The organism is Marinomonas algicola, from assembly GCF_014805825.1.
Taxonomy (GTDB): domain Bacteria; phylum Pseudomonadota; class Gammaproteobacteria; order Pseudomonadales; family Marinomonadaceae; genus Marinomonas; species Marinomonas algicola.
Window position 1 is genome coordinate 2,554,503 of sequence record NZ_CP061941.1, and the last position, 24,629, is coordinate 2,579,131.

The window sequence follows — 24,629 nt, forward strand, 5'->3', positions numbered from 1 at the left end:
GTTCAAACCTCCGAATTAAAAAATATAACTTACGGAGGAAACCCAATAAGTTTGGTTACCCCTTTCCATCAATGGGCTTTCCTTTATGCTATTTGCCAAATCCGTATATCGAATAAACGAAGAAAAAACACTGTGCTCTGTCAGCGGGTAGGTTACACCGACTTCAGTAGAATAGGACAAACTGGATCCAAGACTATACCGAGGAAAACGCGTGGTAGATTCTTGTTCGGACACGCCATAAAGATAGTTATTCGTCTCTTCAGAACTGTACTCTAGGCTGAAAACACCGTGTACATTCCAGTTCTGAATTTGCCAGCTTCTTCCAATTCGTGCCGTACTCGTCATACCACTGCCTTCATGAATGTCGGTTACAAGACGATATTGAAAAATATAATCATCAAAATGCGCTGTTGCTCGAATACCAGCACCATTGTATAAGGTATTTCGATCTTGCAACGCATCATTGCGAACATTTTCATCTAAACTGTTTATCTTCTCATCAACTTCATCGTCAAATTTCCCCTGGACACTAGAAGCAAGAAGATCTAAAGACCAACGCCCCTTATTAAAAAAATTATACCCAAGATTCAAACCATCAGATGTCCCTTGAGACGCTTCTATAAAAAAACCATTATAATAATAATCACCTCCTATTGTGATTCCGACATAGTCATCTACATTATCACCATCATCATAAACACGACCGCCAGTGATATTCGATGCTGATAACCCTATGCCGAAATAACCGCCATTCTCTCTTTTTGACGATTCACCTGAACGAACATCTTGCGCGATGTCTCCAGCTAATGAAAAAGGAGAAGCCGCCAAAACAATGACAAAGGGTAAACATAGTGATTTTACTTTACTCATTTATATGCTCTTTTTTAAATACTACGTTAATTAGGATGAGGGTGATTAAACGTGACTTAAGTAAATAAAGCTGTAACAACATATTGCAATGAAACATTCTGTTACAGGATGCAATTTTTTGATACAGCCCTTCCTGATTATTCCTTTTATATTGCATTCAATAATAACTCATTAGGGGAATGAACTTGACGGCCCAATATCTTCGTTTTTGTATTGCCATATTTATTTCTATTATTAGCTGCATACTGTTTAGCGCCAGTATCGAATCAAGAAGTGACAACATTTCATTAAAAATCGGCGTCTGGCAATCGACTCAGAATAGTGAGTTACTTTTAAATGTCACTAATAATCACTTCTCCTTCTATCATTTAGGTCCAAATAATTGCGTATTATTAGAAAAACAATACCAAATAAAAAATGTTAACACTGTAATAAACAATGTTCATTTCAACAAAGAGTTTCGTGACGGTTGGTTACTCTCACCAACACCTCCAACCCCAATATTAGCTATAACTACGCCCAAAGCTAATACATTGAAAACGATTACTTTCAGGCAAGTCAGCAAACTCCCTAGCCCATGTTTACTTGAGCAAAATAGTCATTAGAAAAATTCGCATTCATCAATAATATTCCCTAACAAGCCAAATTAGAAATTTATAAATACATTTAAACAACCCAGAAGGAGCCATAAATGAGTCCCCATTTACATAACCAATCAACGCCGTACCTAACCGCCTTAATAAGTAGTCTGTTACTCACGGCATGCGGAGATAAGACTGAACTCAGTATCGATTCTTTACCTATTGGTTACTGGCAAGAGGAAGCAACCGGCCTCACCTTAAATATCACAAAAGAGGATGTCTTTATTTATAATGCGTCGAAGCAAACCTGCTCTCAAAGTATGTATTACGAATCACAAGAAGAAGCAAAAAAGTCGCTTACACAACCTAAAATGTCATGGGAAGGAAGCACTCAATTCTTTTCAGCGACTCCATCAGGAGGGTTATCGTCCGAGCGCTTGTCTTTTAAAAAATTAGACACGCTTCCAATGCCATGTCAATTGGCCCCTCCAAAAGACAAATATGATCCGGTTGCGATATTTGAACATACTTGGCACACTTTTAATGACTACTACCCATTCTTTGAGTTACGTAACGTAAACTGGACGTCACAATATGACAAATTCCGACCCAAAGTTACGTCAAACACACCTCAAAAAGAGCTCTTTGTTCTCATCGCCAGTATGTTGTCACCTATTGACGATGGCCATATTGAATTAAGCGTCAACAATAACACTCTTGAAGAGGACTTTAATCCTGCTAGCATGCTTGGTTGGACAAACGCAATTGAACGTCTTGCTCTGGAATATACCGACGGTGATCTAGACCTCTCTTACAAGAGCGTTTTAGATACGTTCAATTCAGGCTTAGAAACCTTTTATTCGATCAATGAATTAAAACATTTAAAAGATTCAAACGGGCGGGATCTAATGGTTTGGGGGGTGCTAAAAAATAATGTTGGTTATCTCCAAATTAACGCAATGGAAGGTTACGCACCTAATAAGGACGGGCTGTTTACCAACACAAAAAACGAATTGACAGAAGTTGAGAAGGCACTAAACAGCGTATTCACTGATTTATCAATGACTCAATCAATGATTGTCGATATTAGATTTAATGGAGGTGGCTACGACGACGTCGCATTAGCAATAGCAGGACGATTTACTAATGACACTTATTTAAGTCATAAAAAACAAAAATACTATTCACACAATACAACGGATCTAAAAAACTATTTTGTGACGCCTTATTCAGACAATGGATACACCAATCCAGTAGCCATTATCACAGGCCCAAATACCGCTAGCGCAGCCGAAATATTCGCTTTATCCATGAAACCGTTAACGCATGTCTCTCAAATAGGTGAACCAACGAGAGGCGTTTTATCAGATGTACTCGATGTTGATCTTGGTGCAGGATGGTCTATCGGTTTATCTCATGAAAATTACTTCAGTGCGAAAAGTGTTCTTTATGAAGGTATTGGTATTCCAGCTGAGTTAGCATCGCCATCGTCAAGTATGTATGCCTTATCAGAGAGCATTTATCCATCCATTAATCGAGCGTACGGGTCCTTCAACATTGACATCTCACTATCAGAATCCGAATTCAATCAACAGATAGAAAGTATCATAACAGAATATAATATCCCCAGTTTAACTGCAGGATGGATCGATAATGAAAAAATCATTAAAACAACAGCATTTGGCTTCGCTGACATTGACCAGAAAATTCCAGCCACCACGAGCACACCTTATAAGTTAGGGTCCATTAGTAAAACATTTCTTGGAGTAAGTGCAATGCAGATGATGGAATTAGGTCTCATTGATTTAGAGACTACTGTTGCTGATACTGGCATCAACATTATCATCGATCACCCTCATATTGATGCAAATAATACCATGACATTACGTCATTTAATGACTCACACCGCCAGCATCAATGATGGCGATAATTACGCATGCAGTTATTACCTAGAAGAAGATAAATCCAGTTTAGCGAATGCATTAGGAGAGAGTGATTGCCCTGAACCAACATCAAGTAACCAGAAAGATTTCTTACATAATTACCTTAATCATGCGGGCAACCTATACAGTGAAACAGAGAATTTCCTAAATACTGAGGTTGGTGACTTTTATAATTATTCGAATATTGGAGCCGCTCTTGCCGCAGAAATGCTGACCACTTTATCAGGCATTCCTTATCAGCAATGGACGGAAGAGAATCTATTTCAAACCATTGGAATGACTAACACCCATTGGTTTAATGGCGATTTCGAGAGTTCAAATAACAAACCTGCTATTAACTACATTCTAAATAACAATGAATCAATCGCTTTACCCCAAAATGCCTTAGCAACGTGGAGTGATGGTGATTTAAAATCGAGTATTGATGATCTATCTCGTTACCTTATGATGGTTGTCCGCGGAGGAGAGATCGATGGAGCCCAAGCCCTTACAAAAGACAGTGTTCACTACATGCTCAGTCCTCAATCAGATGCTACAAACATGTTGGGTTATCCGGCTGTTTTTTGGGAAAACGACGGATTTTTGTTTGGTCATACTGGGGGAGACCCAGGTGTTAACACAACAATGCAATACGACCAAATAAACCAGCTTGGGTATATACTCATTACAAACTCTGATGACGAAGAAGTATGGGGAAGACTGAATCACTTAGTCTACTTAAGAGGCCTTAACTTAACAAAATAAGCTAATTTCTGAGAAAAAGGACGCCTCCGCTTTGGTTCAAGAAAATACAGCTTAAGCGGAGTTTTTTATCACCCCATGAATGCCTCTCAATATTTAAAAGCAATCGTACGATGAACAGCTTACAGACGGTTAACACTCAGTTTTGATTTTCTTACACACTCTCTAATCGATTGACAGTTTTTAAAAAACCACTCATTCGAAACCATCCTATAAAAAAATGCTAGCGCAGGTTTAGCTTTAAACCGAAAGCGTTTCCCGTGAACCACTGTCACCAATGCATCAATCAAAATCAATGAAATGAGTAAAAAAAGTGGATAGGCTCATTAATGGCCAACAAACAACCAAAATAAAAATAAAGTCATTGAATTAAAAATTTTTATACTCATTATTGAAAACATAGCCTAAGATGAAACTAGGCTTAGTTTTTAAAGCAGAGGTTTAAGACACTTGATACGCCTTATTTCAATTGTTAGTTTTTTAGCACTTATTTGCTTATTTGAGAAAGAGAGCACTTTTTCAAATAGTAATAATGATACAGTGCATTTTTCTTGGTCGGAGATGGATCAAGTTCAAACTGTCGAAGCCTCGGCGTCTCTCATTGATGATTCTTCTGATGATCAATCGAACCCTTTCTTAGAACATAGACTTAATCGAATTCAGTGGGTTTCTTTAGTTCTTTTTGATAAAGCTCCAACACGTTTTTTTCGTGTTTTATACCCCAAGCAACACCCTAGAGCACCACCATTCCTATATTCATAACACTTAACGTTAACAAAACCATTTAAACGTATATAACTAATGAATATAGGTGCATCTTATGAAACACTTCAACCGTCTTCAAATTAAACCAACAACTACGCTGTCTTTTCCTGATCTGCAATCTCAAGAACTGTTCCTTGAGTCTCCCGCCACGAGTGTAATAACGGATTTTCAGCAAACACAACCTGTCATGATTGAATTTACCGCAAAAGCTGACGAACTGATTCGATTAATGAAAAAAGAGCACGTCAAACTTAAACTCGTTGTTGATGCCCAAGAAACGTTCATTGGGATTGTGACAACAGATGATTTGGTCGAACAGGAATTTATTCGCCACAGTGCAAAAGGTTTTGAAAGAGAGGAGCTTCTTGTAAAAGATTTTATGATTCCAAAACAATCATTACATGCATTTTCTTATGCTGAGCTTTCAAAAGCCACAATAAGAGATTTATTACACAACCTTAAAGATTATCAAAGACAGCATTTTTTGGTTGTAGACGAGAAGGGAGACAGCATTAGAGGAATTATTTCATCCAGTGATGTTTGTCGAAAATTAAAAATCGAAATTGACTTATTTAACAATTCTAATTTTTCACATATTGCCCATATGCTCGTTGAGGAGAAAAGAGAAGCCATCGTCGCTTAAGCGCCGCCAATCAAAGTTTCACTTTTTAGTAATTCAACATGAACCGATAAAAAAACGACGGATGAGAAACATCAGTCGTTTTTTTATCTCAAAAATCAACTTAACTCATATCAGTGAGCCAGTATTTGATCTAAGAAAAGCTGAGCGCGGTCTGTTTTAGGTTTAATAAAAAACTCGTCAGGCGGCGATATTTCAATAACGCTTCCTGCTTCCATAAAGACAATTCGGTCAGCGAACTCTTTTGCAAACCCCATTTCATGAGTCACGCAAATCATTGTCATACCGTCTTTTGAGAGGGCTCGCATTATTTCCAGCACTTCAGAAATCATTTCCGGGTCAAGCGCTGAAGTAGGCTCGTCGAATAACATAATGTCAGGTGACATAGTTAACGCCCTCGCAATTGCAACACGTTGTTGTTGCCCACCAGAAAGCTGGCCTGGGTACTTGCTCTCCTGTTCACCTATTTTTACTTTATTTAATAAATCTCTAGCCACTTCATTCGCTTGAGCCATAGGCATCCCCAAAACATGACGTAAACCAAAAGTACAATTCTCTAATACTGTCATATGGGGAAACAGATTAAAGTGCTGAAAAACCATTCCTGTATGACGACGAATTTGATCAATATCTTTAACGTTTTCACTGATAGTGATATCACAAATAGTGATATCACCTTCGTCATGTTGTTCTAAGTTGTTCAAACACCGAATCAGAGTTGACTTCCCTGACCCTGATGGTCCACATACGACGATGGTTTCACCCTTAGTAACGACCAGGTCGATATCACGCAGTGCATGATACTTGCCGTACCACTTATTTACTTGATCTAGCTGTACTACCGTTTGTTGAATCATAATGCATTCCAATTAGTGTTTTGTGCGTTTGATACGGCGTTCTAAATAGGCGCCGTATTGGGCGATTGAGAAACAAGCCACAAAGAAAAAAGCAGAAACGACAATTGGCCCTTCTGCATGAAGGCCAAGCCATTCCGCGTTATTGAACGTCGCTTTGACGGCGCCCATCACTTCCAATAAACCAAGAATCATCACCAAGGTTGTTTCTTTGAATAACCCAATAAAATTTGAAATCAACGCAGGAACTGAATTACGCAAAGCTTGAGGCATAACCACATACATCATGGTTTTCCAGTAGCCACATCCCATTGCATAAGAGGCTTCAATTTGACCTTTCGGTACCGCTTGGATTGCCCCCCGAATGATCTCGGCTTTGTAAACGGCTGAGACAAAAATCAAGACGAACAACACACGAAACAATACGTCGATTGTCACACCACTGGGCAAGAAAAGTTGAAGAACCAATGACGCCATAAACAAAAACGTAATCACAGGAATACAACGGACTAACTCGATATATCCAACACATGACAAACGCAAAATAGGTAATTTACTCTGTCGCCCCATCGCTAACAGAATCGAAACAGGTAAAGACAAGCACATAGCAATAATGCCAAGGAAAAAGGTTAGCGTTAAGCCACCTAAAGCACTCGTAGAAATATCTTCAAAAATAAAACCACCTTTCAGTAGCAGCCAGAGTATTACCGGTAATAGTAGAATGTATCCAATCACTATTTTTTGCGAAATGCGTTGGGTAAACAATAATGGGAAAGCAAACAAACCAACAGCAAAAGCTGAGTTCACACGCCACTGCTCGGATTCAGGAAATGGACCATAAAGGTAATAATCAATATATTGTCTGATTGGTATCCAACAGGCGGCATCAGGTGAGCAGTCTGCTCGTCCAGAACCTGAAAATGTGGCAGAGAAAAACAGCCAATTCAAGGCTTTTGGTAATAATGTACCTAATAACAATAGGATAGTAAGCGTAATTACGGCGTCTATCCAAGAGTTAAAAAGGTTGCGTTGTATCCACATCAAAATGCGGCGAGCACTTAACGGACGGCTATCTTGATGTCTCGCCTCTACAGGCTTCCCCGTAAAATTTAGATCATTCATAATTAACGTCCTTTCAGCTGCATGGCGTTATTGAAGCGCCCCATGATGGCCGCAAGAATTAAATTCAAAATCCCGTAGCTCACCATTACAATCACAATACACTCTATGGCTTGACCAGTGATGTTTAAACTACTGCCGCCCATCGTGCCCATAATGTCCATAAAACCAACGACCGAACCTAATGCCGCGGCTTTAAGAACGTTAATATAAATTGATGTCATTGGAGGAATAATAGAATGTAACGCTTGAGGAATAATGACCTTATTCATAACAATATTTCGTTTCACTCCAAGGGCAAGACCCGCCTCCATTTGACCTTTTGAAATGGCCAAAATACTGCCTCGGATCACCTCAGAACCATGACTAGCCGAATAGGTGCTCACAGCAATAATCAACATGACAAATTCGGGCGGAAGCGTCCAACCGTACTTAAAGTTAAATCCAACTAATTGAGGAGCCATAACACTCATAACTGGCGTAAATATGAGGCCTGCTAAGACAACCAAAACAATCGTTACAAATAATGAAGCAAGTAGTCGACGACTTTTTGTCTGTATTTTCTTTCTAACTAAAAAACACAACCCAAGCCAAAGGGAGATCAGTACGATAGAGGCCCATAGACCATAGTTCCAACCGACACTTGGCAATGATAAACCACGGTTAGATAAAAACGACACATCCGCAAAATTAAAGGCTTGCCGCACGCTAGGAAGCGTTAACGAAAAAACATACCAAACCGTAATATGCACTAAGATAGGTACATTCCTCATGTATTCAACAACACAAAGTGAGACAGAAGAAAGTAAGAAATTATCAGACAAACGCATAACCGCCAGAACAAGCGACAAGACAGTGGTCAATAGAATAGCAATAACAGCAAATGCCACCGTGTTCACCATACCTGCTAGCCATGCCATTAAATGTGTCGACGTTTTAGGGTCGTAATGGACAAGACTGTAGCTAATGTCATAGCCTGCGCGTTGAAAAAGAAAATCAAAGCCGCTCGTTAAACCTGCGTTACTCATATTAGTCACCGCATTCAGAACAAGGTACATTGCTCCGTAACCTATGCAGGCGAGAAAAATAAGTTGAATCAGTGCATCTCGAACTTTTCGATTATTAAAAAAGGATTGCATAAACAACTACCATTGATAAAAGGAATACTCTTTAAATGCAATGAAGAACCAGCTTACCCCTGGGAGAATGCAAGCTGGTTACTATCAATTAACGGAAAGGATAGGCGTATAACAAGCCACCGTCAGTATAAAGCGCATTCAAACCTCGCTCGAAATTAAGCGCGGACCCTTTACCAAGGTTACGGTCAAAAATTTCACCGTAGTTACCAACCGCTTTGATCGCGTTGTAAGCCCATTTATTGTCTAAGCCAAAGTTTTGACCTAAGTTACCTTCAACACCAAGTATACGCATCACATCCGGTTTATCACTTTTCAGCTTCGAGTCGACATTGCCTTGAGTAATACCCATTTCTTCTGCTTCGATTAAGGCCATGGCCGTCCATGTCACCACTTGACGCCACTCATCATTACCCTGCTTGACATAGGCACCTAAAGGCTCTTTAGAGATACGTTCAGGTAAAATAACGTGATCCATCGGATTAGGCATACCTTGACGATCGGCCGCAAGAGCCGATGCATCATTTGTTACCGCATCACAACGGTTTGCTAAATAAGCCGCTGTTGACTCAGCACTCGCTTCTACAATTAATGCATTGTAAGTTAGACCACGAGACTCGAAGTAATCATTAATATTCTTCTCACTTGTCGTACCAGGATAAGTACAAATAGTCGCACCATCCAATTCCTCAATAGAATTAACACCCAACGATTTGTTAACCATCAGACCTTGGCCGTCATAAAACCAAGTCGTTGTAACATCAACACCATTTAAACCATCACGAGTGGCCGTAAAAGTAGTAGAACGTGCCAACATATCAATTTCATCCGTAACCAATGCCGTCAAACGGTTACGAGAGTTCATAGTAATAAACTCCACTTTAGATTGGTCACCAAAGACCGCCGCCGCAACGGCTTTACAAAGCGCTATATCTAAACCTGTCCAGTTACCTTTCGTGTCCGGAGTAGAAAAACCCGCTTTACCAGGATGAATACCACACTTCAGGACACCGCGATCTTTCACTTCTTGAAGCTTATCCGCAGCGAAAACAGGAGCACTGGCAGCCATAAAACCAGCGCCAATGACAGCGGTTGCTATGAGTTTTTTCATTATTGTTTCCTTATTGATTTTTTATGTGACACCCAGAGCATACTTTGGATACATATTTATAGTCAATAACGAATAAATGGATACATATAATTTTTTATCTGCAACACTTTCATTAAATAAAAAAAAACGCTTATCCATTCGGTATAAAATACCCAACAATAAGCGTTTTTGGAAAGTGTTGTACTGATAGATTTATGTTGTTAGATCTTGAGCAATTTGCCGGCGTTTAAGTTGATGTGACTTTAACTGTTCAGACAAAGCATAAGCACTCATCATGATATGACTTTCCAAAGCATAACAAGCACCCTCTATATCCCGCTGTTCACAACGCTCAATTAAATCATCATGTTCTCGCAACGATTTAGGGGTGTTACGATTGCTTAAGATAAAAGATTTTAATCTAGCATAATGCCTGTGGTGTAAGCCTTTTACGACATTTTGCATCAATGGTCTATTCGCTGGGCTATACAAAACTTCATGAAATTGATAATTCAATGGAGTCCAGTCTTCAGGCTGGCAATTTCGTAAGTTTTCGTTGATTTCACGGGCTTTGGCGAAATCTTCAGCAAGCATTAAAGGAATGGATAACTCCAGCAACTTCACCTCAATAAGCGCTCTAAGCTCACATTTCTCTAAAAAACTTTCAGGCGAAATAGTCGTCACTGTTGCTCTTCCGGTACCACGAATTTCAACTAATTCTTCACCAGCCAATATTTGTAATGCTTCACGAACTGGAGTTCGACTGACTTTATACGTCGTCGCAATATCAACCTGAGAAAGGGCCATTCCTTCTGGATAGACTCCATTCAGAATTTTTTCTCTAATATCATCCGTAACGGTTAATACCGCTTTTTGCTTATTATTTTCGTTCATAACTTCTATCTAATTAATTTTTGAGTAAACAGCACGAAATATACCGTTAATGCTAACACAGAGAGCAAATATCTGCGAGATTGATGCAAGCAGTCTTGATTAATGAATCCTTTTAATATAAAAATAAACAAATAATGTATCCAATATGGTCCTATATATGTTCAAACTCATCAAGAAAGCAAATATTTACGCTCCAGAATCACTTGGTATTAACGATATTTTGATAGCAGGAGACAAAATACTTAAAATAGAAAAAAACATAGAAATCAGTGGATTAGGTAATTTAGACATCATCGACCTAGGTGGAAAAACCCTAATACCTGGTTTTGTTGATGGTCATGTACATTTAATTGGCGGTGGAGGTGAAGGTGGATACCATACAAGGACACCAGAAGTATTATTAAGCCATTTGACACGGGCTGGTATCACAACGGTTGTTGGCTTACTTGGAACAGATTGCTCAACTCGCCATAACGAAAGCCTATACGCAAAAGCAAAAGGACTCACTAAAGAAGGTGTTAGTGCTTTTATGTTTACTGGTGGTTATAAAGTGCCATCAGAAACCATTACTCAATCCATTCAAAAAGACATTGTGTTTATTGACCAAGTCATTGGATTGAAAACAGCCCTATCAGATCATAGGTCTTCTCAACCGACTATTGATGAACTCTCACGTATGGCTTCAGAAGCACGAGTAGCTGGTTTAATTGCAGGTAAATGCGGACGTATTGTTGTTCATCTTGGTAATTCAACTCAAGGATTTGAACCATTATTTACTGTGATAGAACAATCTGATATTCCCATATCTCAGTTTATTCCTACTCATGTGAATAGAACGATGCATTTAGCAGAGCAAGGTATGGAATGGTTACATAAAGGAGGTTACGTGGACTTAACGGCGGGCATAAATCCTGACAAAGGCGCCAGAGGAAGCATAAAAGCATCTGACTTTTTAGTGCAATGTCATACTAAAGGAATAGATACTCACAAAGTCTGCATCAGTTCCGATGGTAACGGATCTATTCCCATTTTTAATGATAAAAGAGAACTTATTGGTCTAAAAGTGGCCGGCTTTGCTTCACTACTTTATCAATTCAAAGAAATGGTACTCACATGTGGAATGACAATCACAGAAGCGATTACACCTCTAACACAATCACCCGCTGAATGCCTTGGATTAGCCGAAACAAAAGGGCAGATATCACCAGGTAAAGACGCCGATTTCTTAGTACTTAACGAGCAACTCGACATTACGCATACTTATGCACGCGGGATATGCCACCTAAAAGACGGAGTATCACTGATTAAAGGGACGTTTGAGAGCTAATGAACGTTTGCTATGATCTTGCACCCTCTTTTAAAAGTAATAAGGTGCAAGATTTAACTTTCAAAGGCAAAATCACTAATAATAAACACCAGAAAGTCTAACTCAACAAATAAGTCATGTCTTCTTGAGGCAATGCAGGATGAAATAAAAAACCCTGCATTTCATCACAACCATTATCACTTACCCAAGAAGCCGCTTCACTTGTCTCTATCCCTTCAGCTATGATATTAGCCCCCATTATTTTACAAATTTCAACCACAATTTTCGCTAGCCTATCATTTCTAGGTAAATCAGAAATTAAACTTTTATCGATTTTAATGCAATCTGGAGCAAGTTTTTTTAGTCGTGCTAAATTAGAGTACCCTATTCCAAAATCATCAACGGAAATCTTCACTCCCAAACTTCTTATTTTTTTTATGTTGCGTAGAATCTTCTCATCACTTTTTATCAAAGCCGTTTCAGTAAGCTCTATTTCTAAGAATTCCTTTAAGGACGCGCTTTCCTCTATCGATTCTTGCAAAGCATTAATAAAGTGAGACGAGCTAAGTTGATAAATTGAAACATTAATTGATATAAGAATATCAATGTGACGTTTTTTCCAAATTTCTATTTGCTTAATCGCCTCTTTTAAAACCCATATACCCAGTTTATTAATGTGGCCAGCTTGTTCACATAATGAGATAAATGAATCAGGATAAAGTAGTCCATGTTTTGGATGCTGCCATCGAACAAGCGCCTCTAATGCAATGATTTTTTGTGTTTTAGTGCTATATCTTGGCTGATAATGCAAAACCAGTTGGTTAGATAGTATGGCCGATTCCACCTCTGAGGTAAGTTCGTGCCTATATTCAAACCGATTTCTCACCTCATGCTTAAAAACAAAAAATTGATTTTTACCGGCTGATTTAGCTTCATACATGGCTAGGTCAGCGTACTGCATCAAGGTTTTCAAATCATTAGAATGCCTAGGATAAACCGCCACACCGACACTTGGCGTAATGATAGAGTGACTATTATCCGTTTCTATAGGATAAGAAAGAGCTTCAATAATATCTGACGCACGTCTCTCAAAAGTAATGGTTTTATCGTATGACGCAATAAATAAAAATTCGTCTCCCCCTAAGCGAACAACATAATCTTTACTACCACATAAAGCAGATAGTCTTTCAGCTACCTTCACCAGTACCTTATCGCCTTCATTGTGGCCCATTGTATCGTTGATGGTTTTAAATTCATCTAGATCAATGAACATAAAAGCAATCTCTTCTGACTTGTGATTGGATGAGCCAGTCACTACCCTAAATATATCTGGCAAAGCATGGCGATTCGGTAGTTTCGTCAAATAGTCTCGGACAGCCATGGTATTTGCTAAAAACTCAGCTTCTTTTAACCCTTTAACATCTGTAGCACTGACTAAAATGGAAGGTTTACCTGTGACAGGATCAAAACAGCGCCTAGCTTCAATATCATGCCAACTTATCCCTGTTGATGTACCCACTTCAGCCACCAGGTTAGCATCATTCTTTTCACGTATTATTTGCAATAGTTGTAAATAATCCTCTTCGTTGACAAAACGTTCCCTTAAATTTTTATCATTGGAGAAAAAAGCACTTCTTGCAGAAGGGTTTAAATACAGTGTTCTGCCCTTATAATCATGCAAAGAGATCATTAATCGAGTATGCAGCAATGCATCGGCTCCGCGGGTTACTTCGGGCAACACACTGTCTCTTAAATGTCCTTCGCAGAGCATGGCCGTTCGGCCATCATTAAGTAGTATGCCACTAAAACGGATATGCAGTTGGACAGGGTTTCCTTTGGGATAAAGCGTCCATTCTTCAGAAAACGAGTTATCCTTATTGATAAAATCTTCTTGGTATTGAGACAGTCTTTTTTTCACCATTGAAGACATATCTTTTTCAAAATTTCGGTTTTTTAGCTCCTCTATATTATCCGCACTCCAGACTACTAATGCCGCATCATTGGCCCAAACAATCTGAGAAAACTCAATATCGAACACCCAAACAGGCGAGCTAATTTTTTTTACCACTTGAGATTCAATGAAGCCAGTGTTGTACGATGTCACGCTATACCTCTAAAAATAATGATCAGAACACCTCCATGCTTACAACGTTTTCGGCATTATTTCGTCTTTTTTTCTTTGACTTTCAGTTTAGTGTAGCCGATTCGATTAATAAGATGAAAACGAATAAACGTAGGCTCTGAAATATCAGACAACACAAGCATTGTAATCAATGTTTTGTCGTTTCGTGTTATAAAGTTAACTCAACCATTTAGGTCCACAATAAAAAAGTGACTAGGCATGACGTCTTTTACGTCTGTATTCCTCTATGAGTCTTCCGGCCAAGAGACTGCAATCACCTGAATAAAAGAAAAAACCAACACGCTTTTTACAGCTAACTCACCGAGTTTTCTATATTTACCAGAAGGTAATTTGATTCTGAGCCTGAATGACGTAACTTTTTATAAGGCTCATATTCTGCGGAATTAAAAAACGCCATAGCAACGTCTCTTGAAGGAAATTCAATCACGACCGAAAATTGGGGCTTCTTTGACCCCTCAATAATTTCGATATTTTCTGATCGAGTTACGTATTTACCACCATAACTTAATAATAATGGCGTCACATTTTTAGAATATACCTCAATCCAACTAGGGTCAGTTATATTGATTTCTACAATTGCTAGCACTTTCATCGCTCATGCCTCAACTTTCAATAACGTTTTCACTGAATAGATCCATATTCATCCTAAATACGTTACAACTAGCCCACCAAAGGTCTTTATTAATAGCCTGATAAGGTAACATATATAGATTAATATACTTAGTGTAAGACAAGAATAGAAAATCTCCACTCAGAATCCGTTTAATTCTATGACTTTATTAAAGTTAAATATTACGCCTTATCCAAAAGTCACCTGCTTGAAAACGTTTTTCTTGCCCATAAATCACTCGGCGTTGATTCAAATATTGCGTTCTCCCCTCTTCTACAGCATTACTGTATTGATTCAATCTCTCGGCACCTTTCATTACTGGCTCCGCAAAATACTCCGTCACTACGTCAGGCATTTGAACGGCGGACCAAAGAGCGGTTGTCATACCATGGGCTGATAAAGGATCAAATGCTACAGCGGCATCGCCAATGGCAGCCCAACCGGCTAAATGATTTATACCCGCAACAGGAGTCAACCAACGAGTTGCTGCACTGGTGATCTCCGGCGGTTTAACCACGTCAAAGCCAGCGTCCTCAATCCAATATGAAACGTGCTTTGTTTGTGAGATTAAAGCCAACCATAAATCAAGGTTAGCGGTTAACCCTCTAGGAAGAAGATCTGGGTCGGAGTAGAAATTAAGTGACAGTAACCCTGAAGACAGCAAAGAAGCATACCACCAGCCATTCTCAACACTCTCGATAAGCGTTGCGGGTGTTGGGTCTACATCATTATTATTTTTCTGTTGAAGAAAACTGTAAGCCGCAACTAAATGGTCGTCTGTATGGTTATGCGTTTTGTTACTACGAGCAAGCATTTTACCAACCGCTTGCGAACGGCCAGTCGCATCGATAATAAACCTCGCATTTACTTTGCAGCCACCTTGAGTTGTTAGTATCCAAATAGCCTCTTCTTCTTGCATTGAGCTTAAGCTATCGATCAAGAAAAAATCGCTTGCTTGCTTAGCCATATCATGTAAATCACCTTCAAACTTAACTCGGTCTATTATGTGTCCTGCTCCTTCCAGGTGTACAGCCGCATTACGCTCCACTAAAGCATCTTGTCCCCATGAAGAAAAAGTTGCATTTGCTGACCGATGACAGTCGTAGTCTAATAAATAAGATAACCCAAGACTGTGTAAAATGGTGTTGGCGGCCGGAGCCAGAGACTCACCCACTTTATGTCTACTGGATGAATTACCCTTAGAAGATGAGCCGTTTTTGTTAGCGTCAGGACACATCCAAACAACAGAGATACCCGCTTGAGCAAGAGCAATGACAGCAGCCGAACCCGCAATACCATCACCGACTACGGCCACGTCATAACATAGTTCGCTCAATTCGGCAGGTCTCCCATCTTAGGCTTCCAGTCAAACCTTGATTCGACATTACCTCTATCTACTTCGACAAACATCTCTTTAGGAATGGCGGATAATGCGCCCTTACCTGCATGTGACGGCCCGTCACGTCTAACGATAAATCCCATACGCTCCCACAAGGCAATCATATTTGTGATGCCATCCCAATAGCTGGCATTTGCATGATAACCAATACCCGCAACACCTCGCTTCCAGTCTGCGCGATTTTCAAAAAATTTAACTCTCTCTTCATCACTCAAACTATCATTCATTAATTGCTGATAATTCTTCTCAGGCAACACATCCACTGGTAGCAACGCTGGCCACCAAACGGCCGTGGGGAAATCCTCTTGCATAAGTACTTGCTGGCAACTAAATGCATCACACTGCCAGGGTAATCCCATCCAACGAGTCAAATCACCTGCCCATTGATGTCCTAATGGAGGTGACGTGTTCAAACGTGGATCTCCATTAATGGCTTTTTCTAGGGTCAATAAACGTCCAACATTTTGTCCCAACTGAGTTCTTTCTTTATGCGCTAAACGAAACGGTTCTACATGGTCACGATAGTTCCGTGCGTACATTTGCGGAACTCTTAAATAGTAAGTGAGTTCTACTCCTGGATGAAAAGCCCCTCCAGAACAAGGTTCAAGAGCCGCTTCGGTGAGAGCATCTGGCTGTAGAGCCAAATCTAAATCATCGAGGCGAGTTATATTATCGGCTTTCACATCTTCAAAATCATTCACAAACAACCCTTCAGACCAATAGCTTAAAAAGCGATATTGTTGATCCGTAAATTGAAACCACTGCAAAGGACTACCATCAAAATTAATACCATCACCTAACATCATCGGCATCTTTAATCGTTCATCTAAATACGCCGTATCACTGGTATTATGTGGATTACGAAATTTAGAAAATACATCTCGTCTAAACGCAACATTATCTATACTGGGGTCCGCTAGTTTGGCGATGTAATCTGGGTCAGAAAAATCGCCTACCCCCAACCAGCCTTGCCTCAAGTTTGCCGCCGAACTTACCCACTCCATTAACCCTAAACGACGAAATATTGGATAAATGTATTTCCTGAAAGAGATGGGAGTTTCTATTTTATCTGTCCACCCCTGTTTAACATTCATATTCGTAATTGCATCATACAAGGTTGTCACAGGAGGAATTTCCGGGGCAAAATTTGGTCCAATGCAAGCCACCCATGCCGTATCGGCTTCCATGACCGTTCCATCTGGGAAGGTTACTTTTGCTTGCACTGGACCATCACCCCAGTCATCATGCCAACCATCGTTATCAGCAAAACTTGTAATAGGAGCATTAGTTGGACTTTTAGATACGCCATCAGGCGGAATAACAATTAAGCGGCCAACTTCATCTGTTTTTATTTTACCTAAAGCAACGTCTTGCTCCCCCCAGAACTGACCAATGAATTCATAGTGTTTATCCTTTAAATTACTGTTTTTGTTGGTACCCGAAATTGTCTTTTGTTTACCATCAATGACCAACATTTTTTCTCTTTCTTTGTCAGATACAAAATATTGATTACGCTTCATACCAGGAATTCCAGGCGCTAATTCACCATTATCCAACGGGTTGTTAAAGCCGTACCATGCCGCCTTAGTATTAGCCAAATGCACCCGCCATTCTATCGAACCTTTCTCATCTTTTATTTCTCCAATGACACGATCTTGATCATCAAAAGCATAAACACGAAATCGTTGCGCTTGTTTTTTGATCGCTTGAGTACCGTCTTTGAAACCGCCATCAGGCTGAGGAGGAAGACCTGGCACTTCCGGCGCTAAAAAATACTGCTGACTCCCGCCGACTCGACATATACCAATAGCCGGATAGATACCAAGGCGATGTATTTTTGCTCCATCCGGAGCCACCTGCTTTCCGGTTGCCGCAATAGCTGACTTTGGCATCAATGGAAAGCTGCCTAATATAGCAACGCTTCCAGCCATGGCTAAAAAGTCTCTACGCTTTACCCCTTTGGTATTATGATCATCATGGTTCATCTATCACTCCTTGCACAATAATATATAGTTAAGTATTGCTTTAAAAAGACCGTGATTAACAGACTAGTGTAATTTCGGTCAAAAACCATTACACACGGTTACGGAACAAGAACGCGTCAATTACCTCGCTTGTGCATCAAGGGTATTAGGCAAATAGCGGGAATCGAGACCATAAAGGTAGAGTTAGTATCACGCAATACTCTGACGAGAAAGACTTTACAAACTTATTGAAAAAAGCAATAGGCTAACCTAACGCAGAGCAAGCAAACGAATCCATTAACCCACTCTGGATTTATTGCATAAGAAAGCAAAATTGATCAATTTTTTTCCAAGGCAAGTGCATTAATCATGAAGATTTAATTTAGGGATTGAAACAGGTTCTAAAATGGTCTCGGAGAATATTAATAACTTTTGCAAAAACGCAACGACTCATTCGATGAAACCATCAACTTCATTTTTTATAGACGTTAGCCATTTCCTGAATGATTGTCTCGACCACTTTATCTAACCAATTCGTCGCCAAAGTTTGAGTCAACGCCGCATAACCATCTTTTTTCAATGCGTCTTCAACATCAAATGCTTGCGATGCAATTAAGGTTCCTTCAGGTGAAACTAACTGCCATCGACCTGTAATATGCACTAGACCATTAAGATCTGCAAAAAAACGGTCCACTTCAATACTCAGCTGAGCAATAGCGTAACTAGGTAACCGTTGTTTCACAAACCAAGTAATTTGCGGGAGATTCTTTTCCATTCTTTGCTGAGTCAAGCGCGTCAATTGGGGAGAAAGAGGCTCGGCCCACAAGTTAACTTGTGACCGATGCACTTCACCCGTTTTAGACACTAATACGATCTCATTACCAGTCAAATAGTTAGCGACATCAATTGGCATCAATTGCACAGGGACAGGCTTCGTATCTTTTCGATCCCGTTGACTTGATGTTGTGTCTATTAAAAGATATTCATAGCCCAGTTCATCAACCTGTTTTGCACAGCCGGATAAAAAAGTACTGACTAATAATAAGAAGAGCACCGTACGACATTGCATTACCATCTTTATAACCTTCTCATATTATTTGGCCGCCTTCGGCTGAACTTCTGCACGAGGTTTGCTGTCAAAAATCAAAGTATTCGGTTTCTCTCTTAGCTGACGTAACAATGGCTGTAACTCATTCAATGACCGACCTAAAGAGACCATATTTTCTCGTAAAGGACGCCCAATTTGGCCATTCGCTTGATACGTTTCAAGGGTTAAATTTAACTGTTGCATGACCTTTGAAAGATCATCAGGAAGTTGTTGCGTGGCGGATTTTTCGACCAGACTTTCAACGCTTTTGCTAAGCGTTTGCAATTGTCGCAACGTCTCATTTGCCTCTTCCATGGTCTGACCTAACTGTTCAAAGGTTTCTTTAAGGGGCACGGCGGCAAAATTATCCAACAAATTTGATACCTTGCCACCAATATCAGCTAACGCATCAGGTGCTGTAGGAAACACATCATAACCAGCAAATGTCTTCATTTTCGGGGGTTGAGCATTGTCCATAAAATCAAGACTAATCACTCTTGCCGCATTTAAGTAATTGCCTATTTCTAACTTTGCTCGTAGCCCTTGATTAATTCGCGTATCTAAAAGTTCAGTCCATTTTGCCAGTGACTCCTCGCCAGAAACAGACCCATCATGCAGACGCTGGGGCTCTATTCGAGCGAGTACAGGTATAACAGGTCGGTCTAATGAAGCAACGGCATCTATCGAAACACCCGTAAAAGGCACGGCCATTACCGTACCAATACGTACTCCGCGAAATTCAACATCAGCACCAACGGCAAGTCCACTGACATTCGAATCAAACAGAAACAAATACTCGATTGTTTGATTATAAAGATTATTATTCGCCTCTTCTTTTGAGGAGAATAACCGGAAGGAAGTTAAGTCTTTAACCGCTTTACCAGAAACATGATCTTCTCCCAAACCAAAAGATATACCGCCCGACATAAAGGTTTCTAATGAATCTAGCCTGACTTCAAAGCCTTGAACAGAACTTTTAAATGAAAGACCTGGCGTTATCCAGAATTGCACAGTGTCACTTACTAGAGCGTCATAAGGAGGTTTAACAACAATTCGATAAGTAATTGAGCCCGTTGACGTATCAAAACCAACCTCCTCGACATAACCCACTTCATAACCTCGAAAATGCACTAAGGTTCCCACATCCAATTTAGAGGCATTGTCACTGTGTAACAAAATACGAATACCTTCTGTTTTGGTTGATAAAGGTGGTTGGCTTAGCAAAACAAATTCATCACTTTCTTTACCTTTTTCTCCTGGTGACATGTCTATGTAAGCCCCCGATAACAAGGTACTTAAACCACTTACGCCTTCCTTGCCAATTCGCGGTTTTACCACCCAAAACTGCGCATCCTGCTTCAACATTGTTTGAGTTCCCTGATTCATACGGACCTTGATTATTGCTTTATCGTAATCACCGCTTAATCTAATATCAATGACCTTGCCTAAATCAACGTTACGGGCTTTTAATTTAGTCTGTCCGGCTTCTAACCCTTCGGCATTCGCTGCAACGAGTGTGATAACAGGTCCTTGACTGGCCCAGTTTTGGTAAAGCATCCACCCTGCAACAATAATCGCGATTAATGGTACCAACCATATAGAGTTAAAATGCACTCTACGAAGACTCACTATATTATGGTTTTCTTCCATTATTCTTTATCCTCCAAGGACGACGCGTCCCATAATAATCGAGGGTCAAACGACATCGCGGCTAACATAGTAAAAATCACAACAGCCGCAAATGACAGAACAGCCGGTCCAGGAAAAATAGCAATTAAATTACCCATTTGAACCAGTCCAGTTAACACCGCCACAACAAAAATATCAATCATAGACCAGCGTCCAACGATTTCCGTAATTCGATACAGTTTGAGCTTTTGTAAAGGCTCTTTCTCTGTTGGGTAATAAGACTGTAGACAGAGCCAACTTAACGATAATATTTTTGCTAACGGTATCACTACACTCGCAAAAAAGATAACGAGCGCCACAGGATAAGAACCCAAGGACCAAAGTAACAAAACACCTTCCATAATTGAAGATGGCTCGTTTACTCCGAGAAATGTGGTGAACATAATAGGAAAAACATTGGCTGGAACAAACATAATGACAGCGGCAATTAAAAATGCAATGGTTGTGATTAAGCTTTGTGGACGACGACTGTACACTGAATGACCGCAACGGCTACAATGCTTAGCCTCGACGGTCAAGGTCGCTCCACAAAAGTGACAACCTATCAACCCTTGCCTTTTGGCTTGCCGAGGCGTTTTACTGATAGTGTGTTGTGGAGCCAGACCAGCCACCTTATTCCAAAGCCACCTTCTATCCACCAACATGACGGTTTTCAATAAAAGCAGAACATAAGCGCAAAAAGCCCAAAAAGATAACCCAAGTTGAATGTCGGCCATACTGTTCATTTTTACTAACGCGACTAGAATACCAACCAAAAAGACATCGACCATTAACCAAGGTTGGATAACCACAACAGCGCGAACTAAATAGCGCTTCGTCTGCAAACTAATATGTCGATTATGAAATGACCAGACTAGTGTCAAGATTGAGACTAAATAAACAATTGGAAAAACGAATAAAGTCAAGCTAATTATGATACTTAACACCAAGTAATCTTGTGAAATCAGCATACTGACTATATTAAATAAGGTAACGCTGCGTTCCGCACCGTTACTTGAAAAACCAAGAAAAGGGAAAACTAATGCAAAAAAACACATTAACAAAGACGAAATGCCGGTTCCAAGGATTCGCTTTTCTACATGCTCACGAAAATTCAATAAAGTATGACCACATCGTGAGCAAATAAAACGTTCACCAGACTGCAATTGTGGAACCTGGTGTACTAAATCGCACTCCTCGCAGGCGGTAATATTTTCCTGAAACACCAATGACTCCATACAACTCCAACATTGAATTCGGACGTTACCCTCTTAGTAGCAGGGAAATATTACCCATAATCAAGTTATCGGTAAGTGCTCATAAAAAAATTTTAGCAAATGAAGTAAAAACATGAGATAGATAAAGAGCTTAAGTAAAGATCAACCCTTTATTGTTTATCAAAACATCAAATACTTATCATGAGCAGTGTTTTTCATAGAGACTACGCCAATACATAATGACTAATAAGGCGGTTGAACCCTAGTAGATCAAATGATCCTTTCACTTCGAACTTTACTTTTCCCAGTTCGCTTATGTAAAGTTCAATTTCACAATCTAAATCGAGTGTTCCAGATGTTTCAACCGAGAAAGCTTGTATTTTACTATAAGGTATAGAAGTATAGTCTACCTTCGAACCAGTAAGCCCCTGAACGTTCGCGGCAATAATTCGTTTATTCGTAAAAACTAATTGATCTCGAATTGTTTTAAATGCCGCAAAAATAGTCTCATCATCAATTAAGAATTGATGAAAGTCCTCCCTTACTTTATCCATTTCAATAGGTTTTAACTTAAATACGGCTGAACTATCAAAGTCGATCATGATTTATTCCTTATGATAAATGGTATTTTGATAAGAGACCGCTTCGTTGAGCGGGATGGGCTGGCTAAACAAGTACCCTTGAGCCATATCCACTTTAAGATCTTTTAGAACATCAAGTTCTTCAATATATTCAACGCCTTCAGCAAGAAGAGTACAATTTATTGATTTCGAAAAAGCACACAAAGCTTTTGCTAATAAAAAGCGCTTTCTATTAGTATGAATATTACGTATCAGGCTTATGTCTAGCTTAATAATATCAGGCTCAAGCTCTAAAATATGCTGAAAGCTGGCGTACCCAGCCCCAGCATCGTCTATAGCAAGACGTAAACCGGCTTTACGCAATGGCGCGAGTATCCTATTAAAGTCTTCATAGCTCTCAATTGGATCATGTTCCGTCACTTCTAAAACAATATGTTCAATACTAACCTTATCTAAAATCTTGAGAATAGCCCCATTTAAAACGTATTCAGGAGAAATATTAATGGATAAATAGGCTCCACTCTTAATATGCCCTATACTTTTTACGGCTTTTTGAATGGCCAGCTTTTCCAGCGCTTCACCCAAACCAACTAACTTGGCATCTTGGAACCAGAGATTAGGTGGTCGATAGGGTAATGTAAAAAAACGAGAAAGAGACTCAAAGCCGGCCACTTCATTTGTGGCTAAATTAATAATCGGTTGATAGTGAATCTCAACGTCTTCTGATTTTAGTACTTTTTGGATTCGTGATGAGACGTCTCTAAGAAAAACTTCTTCCGTAATATTTTTTTCAATTAAGGTACTGGCTATTTCTGAAATAGCCGTTAAGAAAGACAGGTCTCTTAACGTTAATGTTTTATCCGCTTGATTTTTATAGCAGCATAATGTCCCATAAACTTGACCGCCCTGTAAAATAATCGGTGCACCAATGTAAGAACCAATCATCAGTTTTTGCGTTACCATCAAATTATGAGTAATTGTGTTCAGAGAAGTGTCTGGGATGATATGAGGTAATTCACCATCCACAATTTTTTGACAATAGCTCTCATCTACATGATCCGAATCTCCAGCGCATAAAGGAGATGAGGCTTCACTCTTTTTGTCAAGAATCTTAAAAACACGCCGGTCATCTATAAATTGTGAAATAAAAGCCACATCCATATCTAACTGCTTACGAATAATATGTAATATTTCTTTTAACTTTGCTTCAACGCTGCCTGAATCAACATTTTCAATTATAGTGTTTTGCAACCGATTCATACTATCTCCATTTATTGACGATAGGCTAACCCAAAAAACTGTAAAACAACAGCAGAAGAAAATGGGGTAAACAATACTACCATTAAGAATACCTTATCAAAATGACTCACCATTAAGGGTAATCACGACATTTCTTTTGCCCCCATCATTACGGTGCTCACAAAGATAGATCCCCTGCCAAATTCCAATATTTAACTGACCATTCAGAATAGGAATCGATTGACTCACGCCTAAAACACTAGATTTGATGTGTGCTGGCATATCATCAGCACCTTCATATATATGTTGGTAGTAAGGCGCATTCTCAGGGACATAATGACTAAAGTGCCGTTCCATATCACCTCTAACACTCGGGTCAGCATTTTCATTAATGGTTAAGGACGCTGAGGTATGCTTTATAAAAAGGTGCACTAAACCAATCCTGATTAAGCCTATTTCAGGTATCTGTTTCAATACTTCATCCGTAATTAAATGAAAACCTCTGCGTTTCTCAGATATTTGTATTTCGCGTTGTACCCACATAAATTAACGACACCATTAGAGCTCTGTTTAAAATTTATCAAAAATACCGAAAGTCAATCATGCTTTCGTCCTCTTGGACGTAAGAATAGTTAGAGCCCGCCTTTTCAAACTCAGATTTTCACCGAATTTTTTGGGTATAGCAACTTAAGTAGCATCATAGAAATCTCGAAAAATCACTCGCTTGAAGGCTAATTTCACTCATCCTAATCGTCATTCTTGAAATACCCAAGGTCGATATC

Annotated in this window: 21 protein-coding genes; 5 read left to right on the forward strand and 16 right to left on the reverse strand. The window is 39.5% G+C overall.

Translation table 11 applies throughout. The annotated features are described in order from the left end of the window. Window positions 1-15 precede the first annotated feature (15 nt). Entirely contained in the window at window positions 16-870 is an 855-nt protein-coding gene (locus IEZ33_RS11770; RefSeq protein ID WP_191600249.1) for a MipA/OmpV family protein, read from the reverse strand. Window positions 871-1,055: 185 nt separating this feature from the next. Between IEZ33_RS11770 and IEZ33_RS11775 the strand changes: the two genes are divergently transcribed. The 4 genes from IEZ33_RS11775 (at window position 1,056) to IEZ33_RS11790 (ending at window position 5,543) form a co-directional block, all read left to right on the forward strand. Further along, complete coding sequence (locus IEZ33_RS11775) at window positions 1,056-1,475, forward strand: hypothetical protein (protein WP_191600250.1); 420 nt, start codon at window positions 1,056-1,058, stop codon at window positions 1,473-1,475. Between the two features lie 86 nt (window positions 1,476-1,561). Continuing rightward, window positions 1,562-4,138: a serine hydrolase gene (locus IEZ33_RS11780; RefSeq protein WP_191600251.1), complete on the forward strand. Its 2,577-nt coding sequence runs from the start codon at window positions 1,562-1,564 to the stop codon at window positions 4,136-4,138. A 447-nt stretch (window positions 4,139-4,585) separates the two neighbouring features. Then, window positions 4,586-4,897, forward strand: coding sequence for a hypothetical protein (locus tag IEZ33_RS11785; RefSeq protein ID WP_191600252.1), 312 nt, complete (start codon window positions 4,586-4,588; stop codon window positions 4,895-4,897). A gap of 58 nt (window positions 4,898-4,955) precedes the next feature. After that, window positions 4,956-5,543, forward strand: coding sequence for a CBS domain-containing protein (locus tag IEZ33_RS11790; RefSeq protein WP_191600253.1), 588 nt, complete (start codon window positions 4,956-4,958; stop codon window positions 5,541-5,543). Window positions 5,544-5,653: 110 nt separating this feature from the next. On the opposite strand, the gene IEZ33_RS11795 is transcribed toward IEZ33_RS11790, so the two are convergent. From IEZ33_RS11795 to IEZ33_RS11815, 5 genes are all read right to left on the reverse strand, one after another. Continuing rightward, entirely contained in the window at window positions 5,654-6,397 is a 744-nt protein-coding gene (locus tag IEZ33_RS11795) for an amino acid ABC transporter ATP-binding protein (RefSeq protein ID WP_191600254.1), read from the reverse strand. 12 nt (window positions 6,398-6,409) lie between these two features. Continuing rightward, window positions 6,410-7,516: an amino acid ABC transporter permease gene (locus IEZ33_RS11800; RefSeq protein WP_191600255.1), complete on the reverse strand. Its 1,107-nt coding sequence runs from the start codon at window positions 7,514-7,516 to the stop codon at window positions 6,410-6,412. 2 nt (window positions 7,517-7,518) lie between these two features. Next, window positions 7,519-8,652, reverse strand: coding sequence for an ABC transporter permease subunit (locus IEZ33_RS11805; protein WP_191600256.1), 1,134 nt, complete (start codon window positions 8,650-8,652; stop codon window positions 7,519-7,521). Between the two features lie 88 nt (window positions 8,653-8,740). Continuing rightward, window positions 8,741-9,760 carry an amino acid ABC transporter substrate-binding protein gene (locus tag IEZ33_RS11810; RefSeq protein WP_191600257.1) on the reverse strand — a complete coding sequence of 340 codons (1,020 nt, stop codon included), beginning with the start codon at window positions 9,758-9,760 and terminating at the stop codon, window positions 8,741-8,743. 192 nt (window positions 9,761-9,952) lie between these two features. Beyond that, entirely contained in the window at window positions 9,953-10,633 is a 681-nt protein-coding gene (locus IEZ33_RS11815) for a GntR family transcriptional regulator (protein ID WP_191600258.1), read from the reverse strand. Window positions 10,634-10,790: 157 nt separating this feature from the next. Here IEZ33_RS11815 and iadA point away from each other — a divergent pair, with 157 nt between their 5' ends. Continuing rightward, a complete protein-coding gene (iadA, locus tag IEZ33_RS11820) occupies window positions 10,791-11,960 on the forward strand; it encodes a beta-aspartyl-peptidase (RefSeq protein ID WP_240009515.1) in 1,170 nt (389 codons plus the stop codon). A 97-nt stretch (window positions 11,961-12,057) separates the two neighbouring features. Here the strand turns inward: iadA and IEZ33_RS11825 are convergent, their stop codons facing one another. The 10 genes from IEZ33_RS11825 to IEZ33_RS11870 form a co-directional block, all read right to left on the reverse strand. Then, complete coding sequence (locus IEZ33_RS11825) at window positions 12,058-14,043, reverse strand: putative bifunctional diguanylate cyclase/phosphodiesterase (RefSeq protein ID WP_191600260.1); 1,986 nt, start codon at window positions 14,041-14,043, stop codon at window positions 12,058-12,060. Window positions 14,044-14,374: 331 nt separating this feature from the next. Beyond that, entirely contained in the window at window positions 14,375-14,674 is a 300-nt protein-coding gene (locus IEZ33_RS11830; protein WP_191600261.1) for a DUF1330 domain-containing protein, read from the reverse strand. Between the two features lie 193 nt (window positions 14,675-14,867). After that, window positions 14,868-16,028 carry a glycine oxidase maturase GoxB gene (gene goxB, locus IEZ33_RS11835; protein ID WP_191600262.1) on the reverse strand — a complete coding sequence of 387 codons (1,161 nt, stop codon included), beginning with the start codon at window positions 16,026-16,028 and terminating at the stop codon, window positions 14,868-14,870. Then, window positions 16,025-18,076 carry a CTQ-dependent glycine oxidase GoxA gene (gene goxA, locus IEZ33_RS11840; RefSeq protein ID WP_191600263.1) on the reverse strand — a complete coding sequence of 684 codons (2,052 nt, stop codon included), beginning with the start codon at window positions 18,074-18,076 and terminating at the stop codon, window positions 16,025-16,027. Before goxA ends, goxB begins: the two co-directional genes overlap by 4 nt. Window positions 18,077-18,527: 451 nt before the next feature. Then, a complete protein-coding gene (locus tag IEZ33_RS11845) occupies window positions 18,528-19,130 on the reverse strand; it encodes a PqiC family protein (protein WP_240009516.1) in 603 nt (200 codons plus the stop codon). Window positions 19,131-19,148: 18 nt separating this feature from the next. Next, entirely contained in the window at window positions 19,149-20,792 is a 1,644-nt protein-coding gene (gene pqiB, locus IEZ33_RS11850; protein WP_191600264.1) for an intermembrane transport protein PqiB, read from the reverse strand. After that, a complete protein-coding gene (locus IEZ33_RS11855) occupies window positions 20,792-22,036 on the reverse strand; it encodes a paraquat-inducible protein A (protein ID WP_240009517.1) in 1,245 nt (414 codons plus the stop codon). Before IEZ33_RS11855 ends, pqiB begins: the two co-directional genes overlap by 1 nt. 215 nt (window positions 22,037-22,251) lie before the next feature. Beyond that, window positions 22,252-22,629: a PH domain-containing protein gene (locus tag IEZ33_RS11860; protein ID WP_191600266.1), complete on the reverse strand. Its 378-nt coding sequence runs from the start codon at window positions 22,627-22,629 to the stop codon at window positions 22,252-22,254. 3 nt (window positions 22,630-22,632) lie between these two features. Continuing rightward, entirely contained in the window at window positions 22,633-23,868 is a 1,236-nt protein-coding gene (locus IEZ33_RS11865; RefSeq protein ID WP_191600267.1) for a sensor domain-containing phosphodiesterase, read from the reverse strand. A 96-nt stretch (window positions 23,869-23,964) separates the two neighbouring features. Then, complete coding sequence (locus tag IEZ33_RS11870) at window positions 23,965-24,390, reverse strand: secondary thiamine-phosphate synthase enzyme YjbQ (RefSeq protein ID WP_191600268.1); 426 nt, start codon at window positions 24,388-24,390, stop codon at window positions 23,965-23,967. Between the last annotated feature and the right edge of the window lie 239 nt (window positions 24,391-24,629).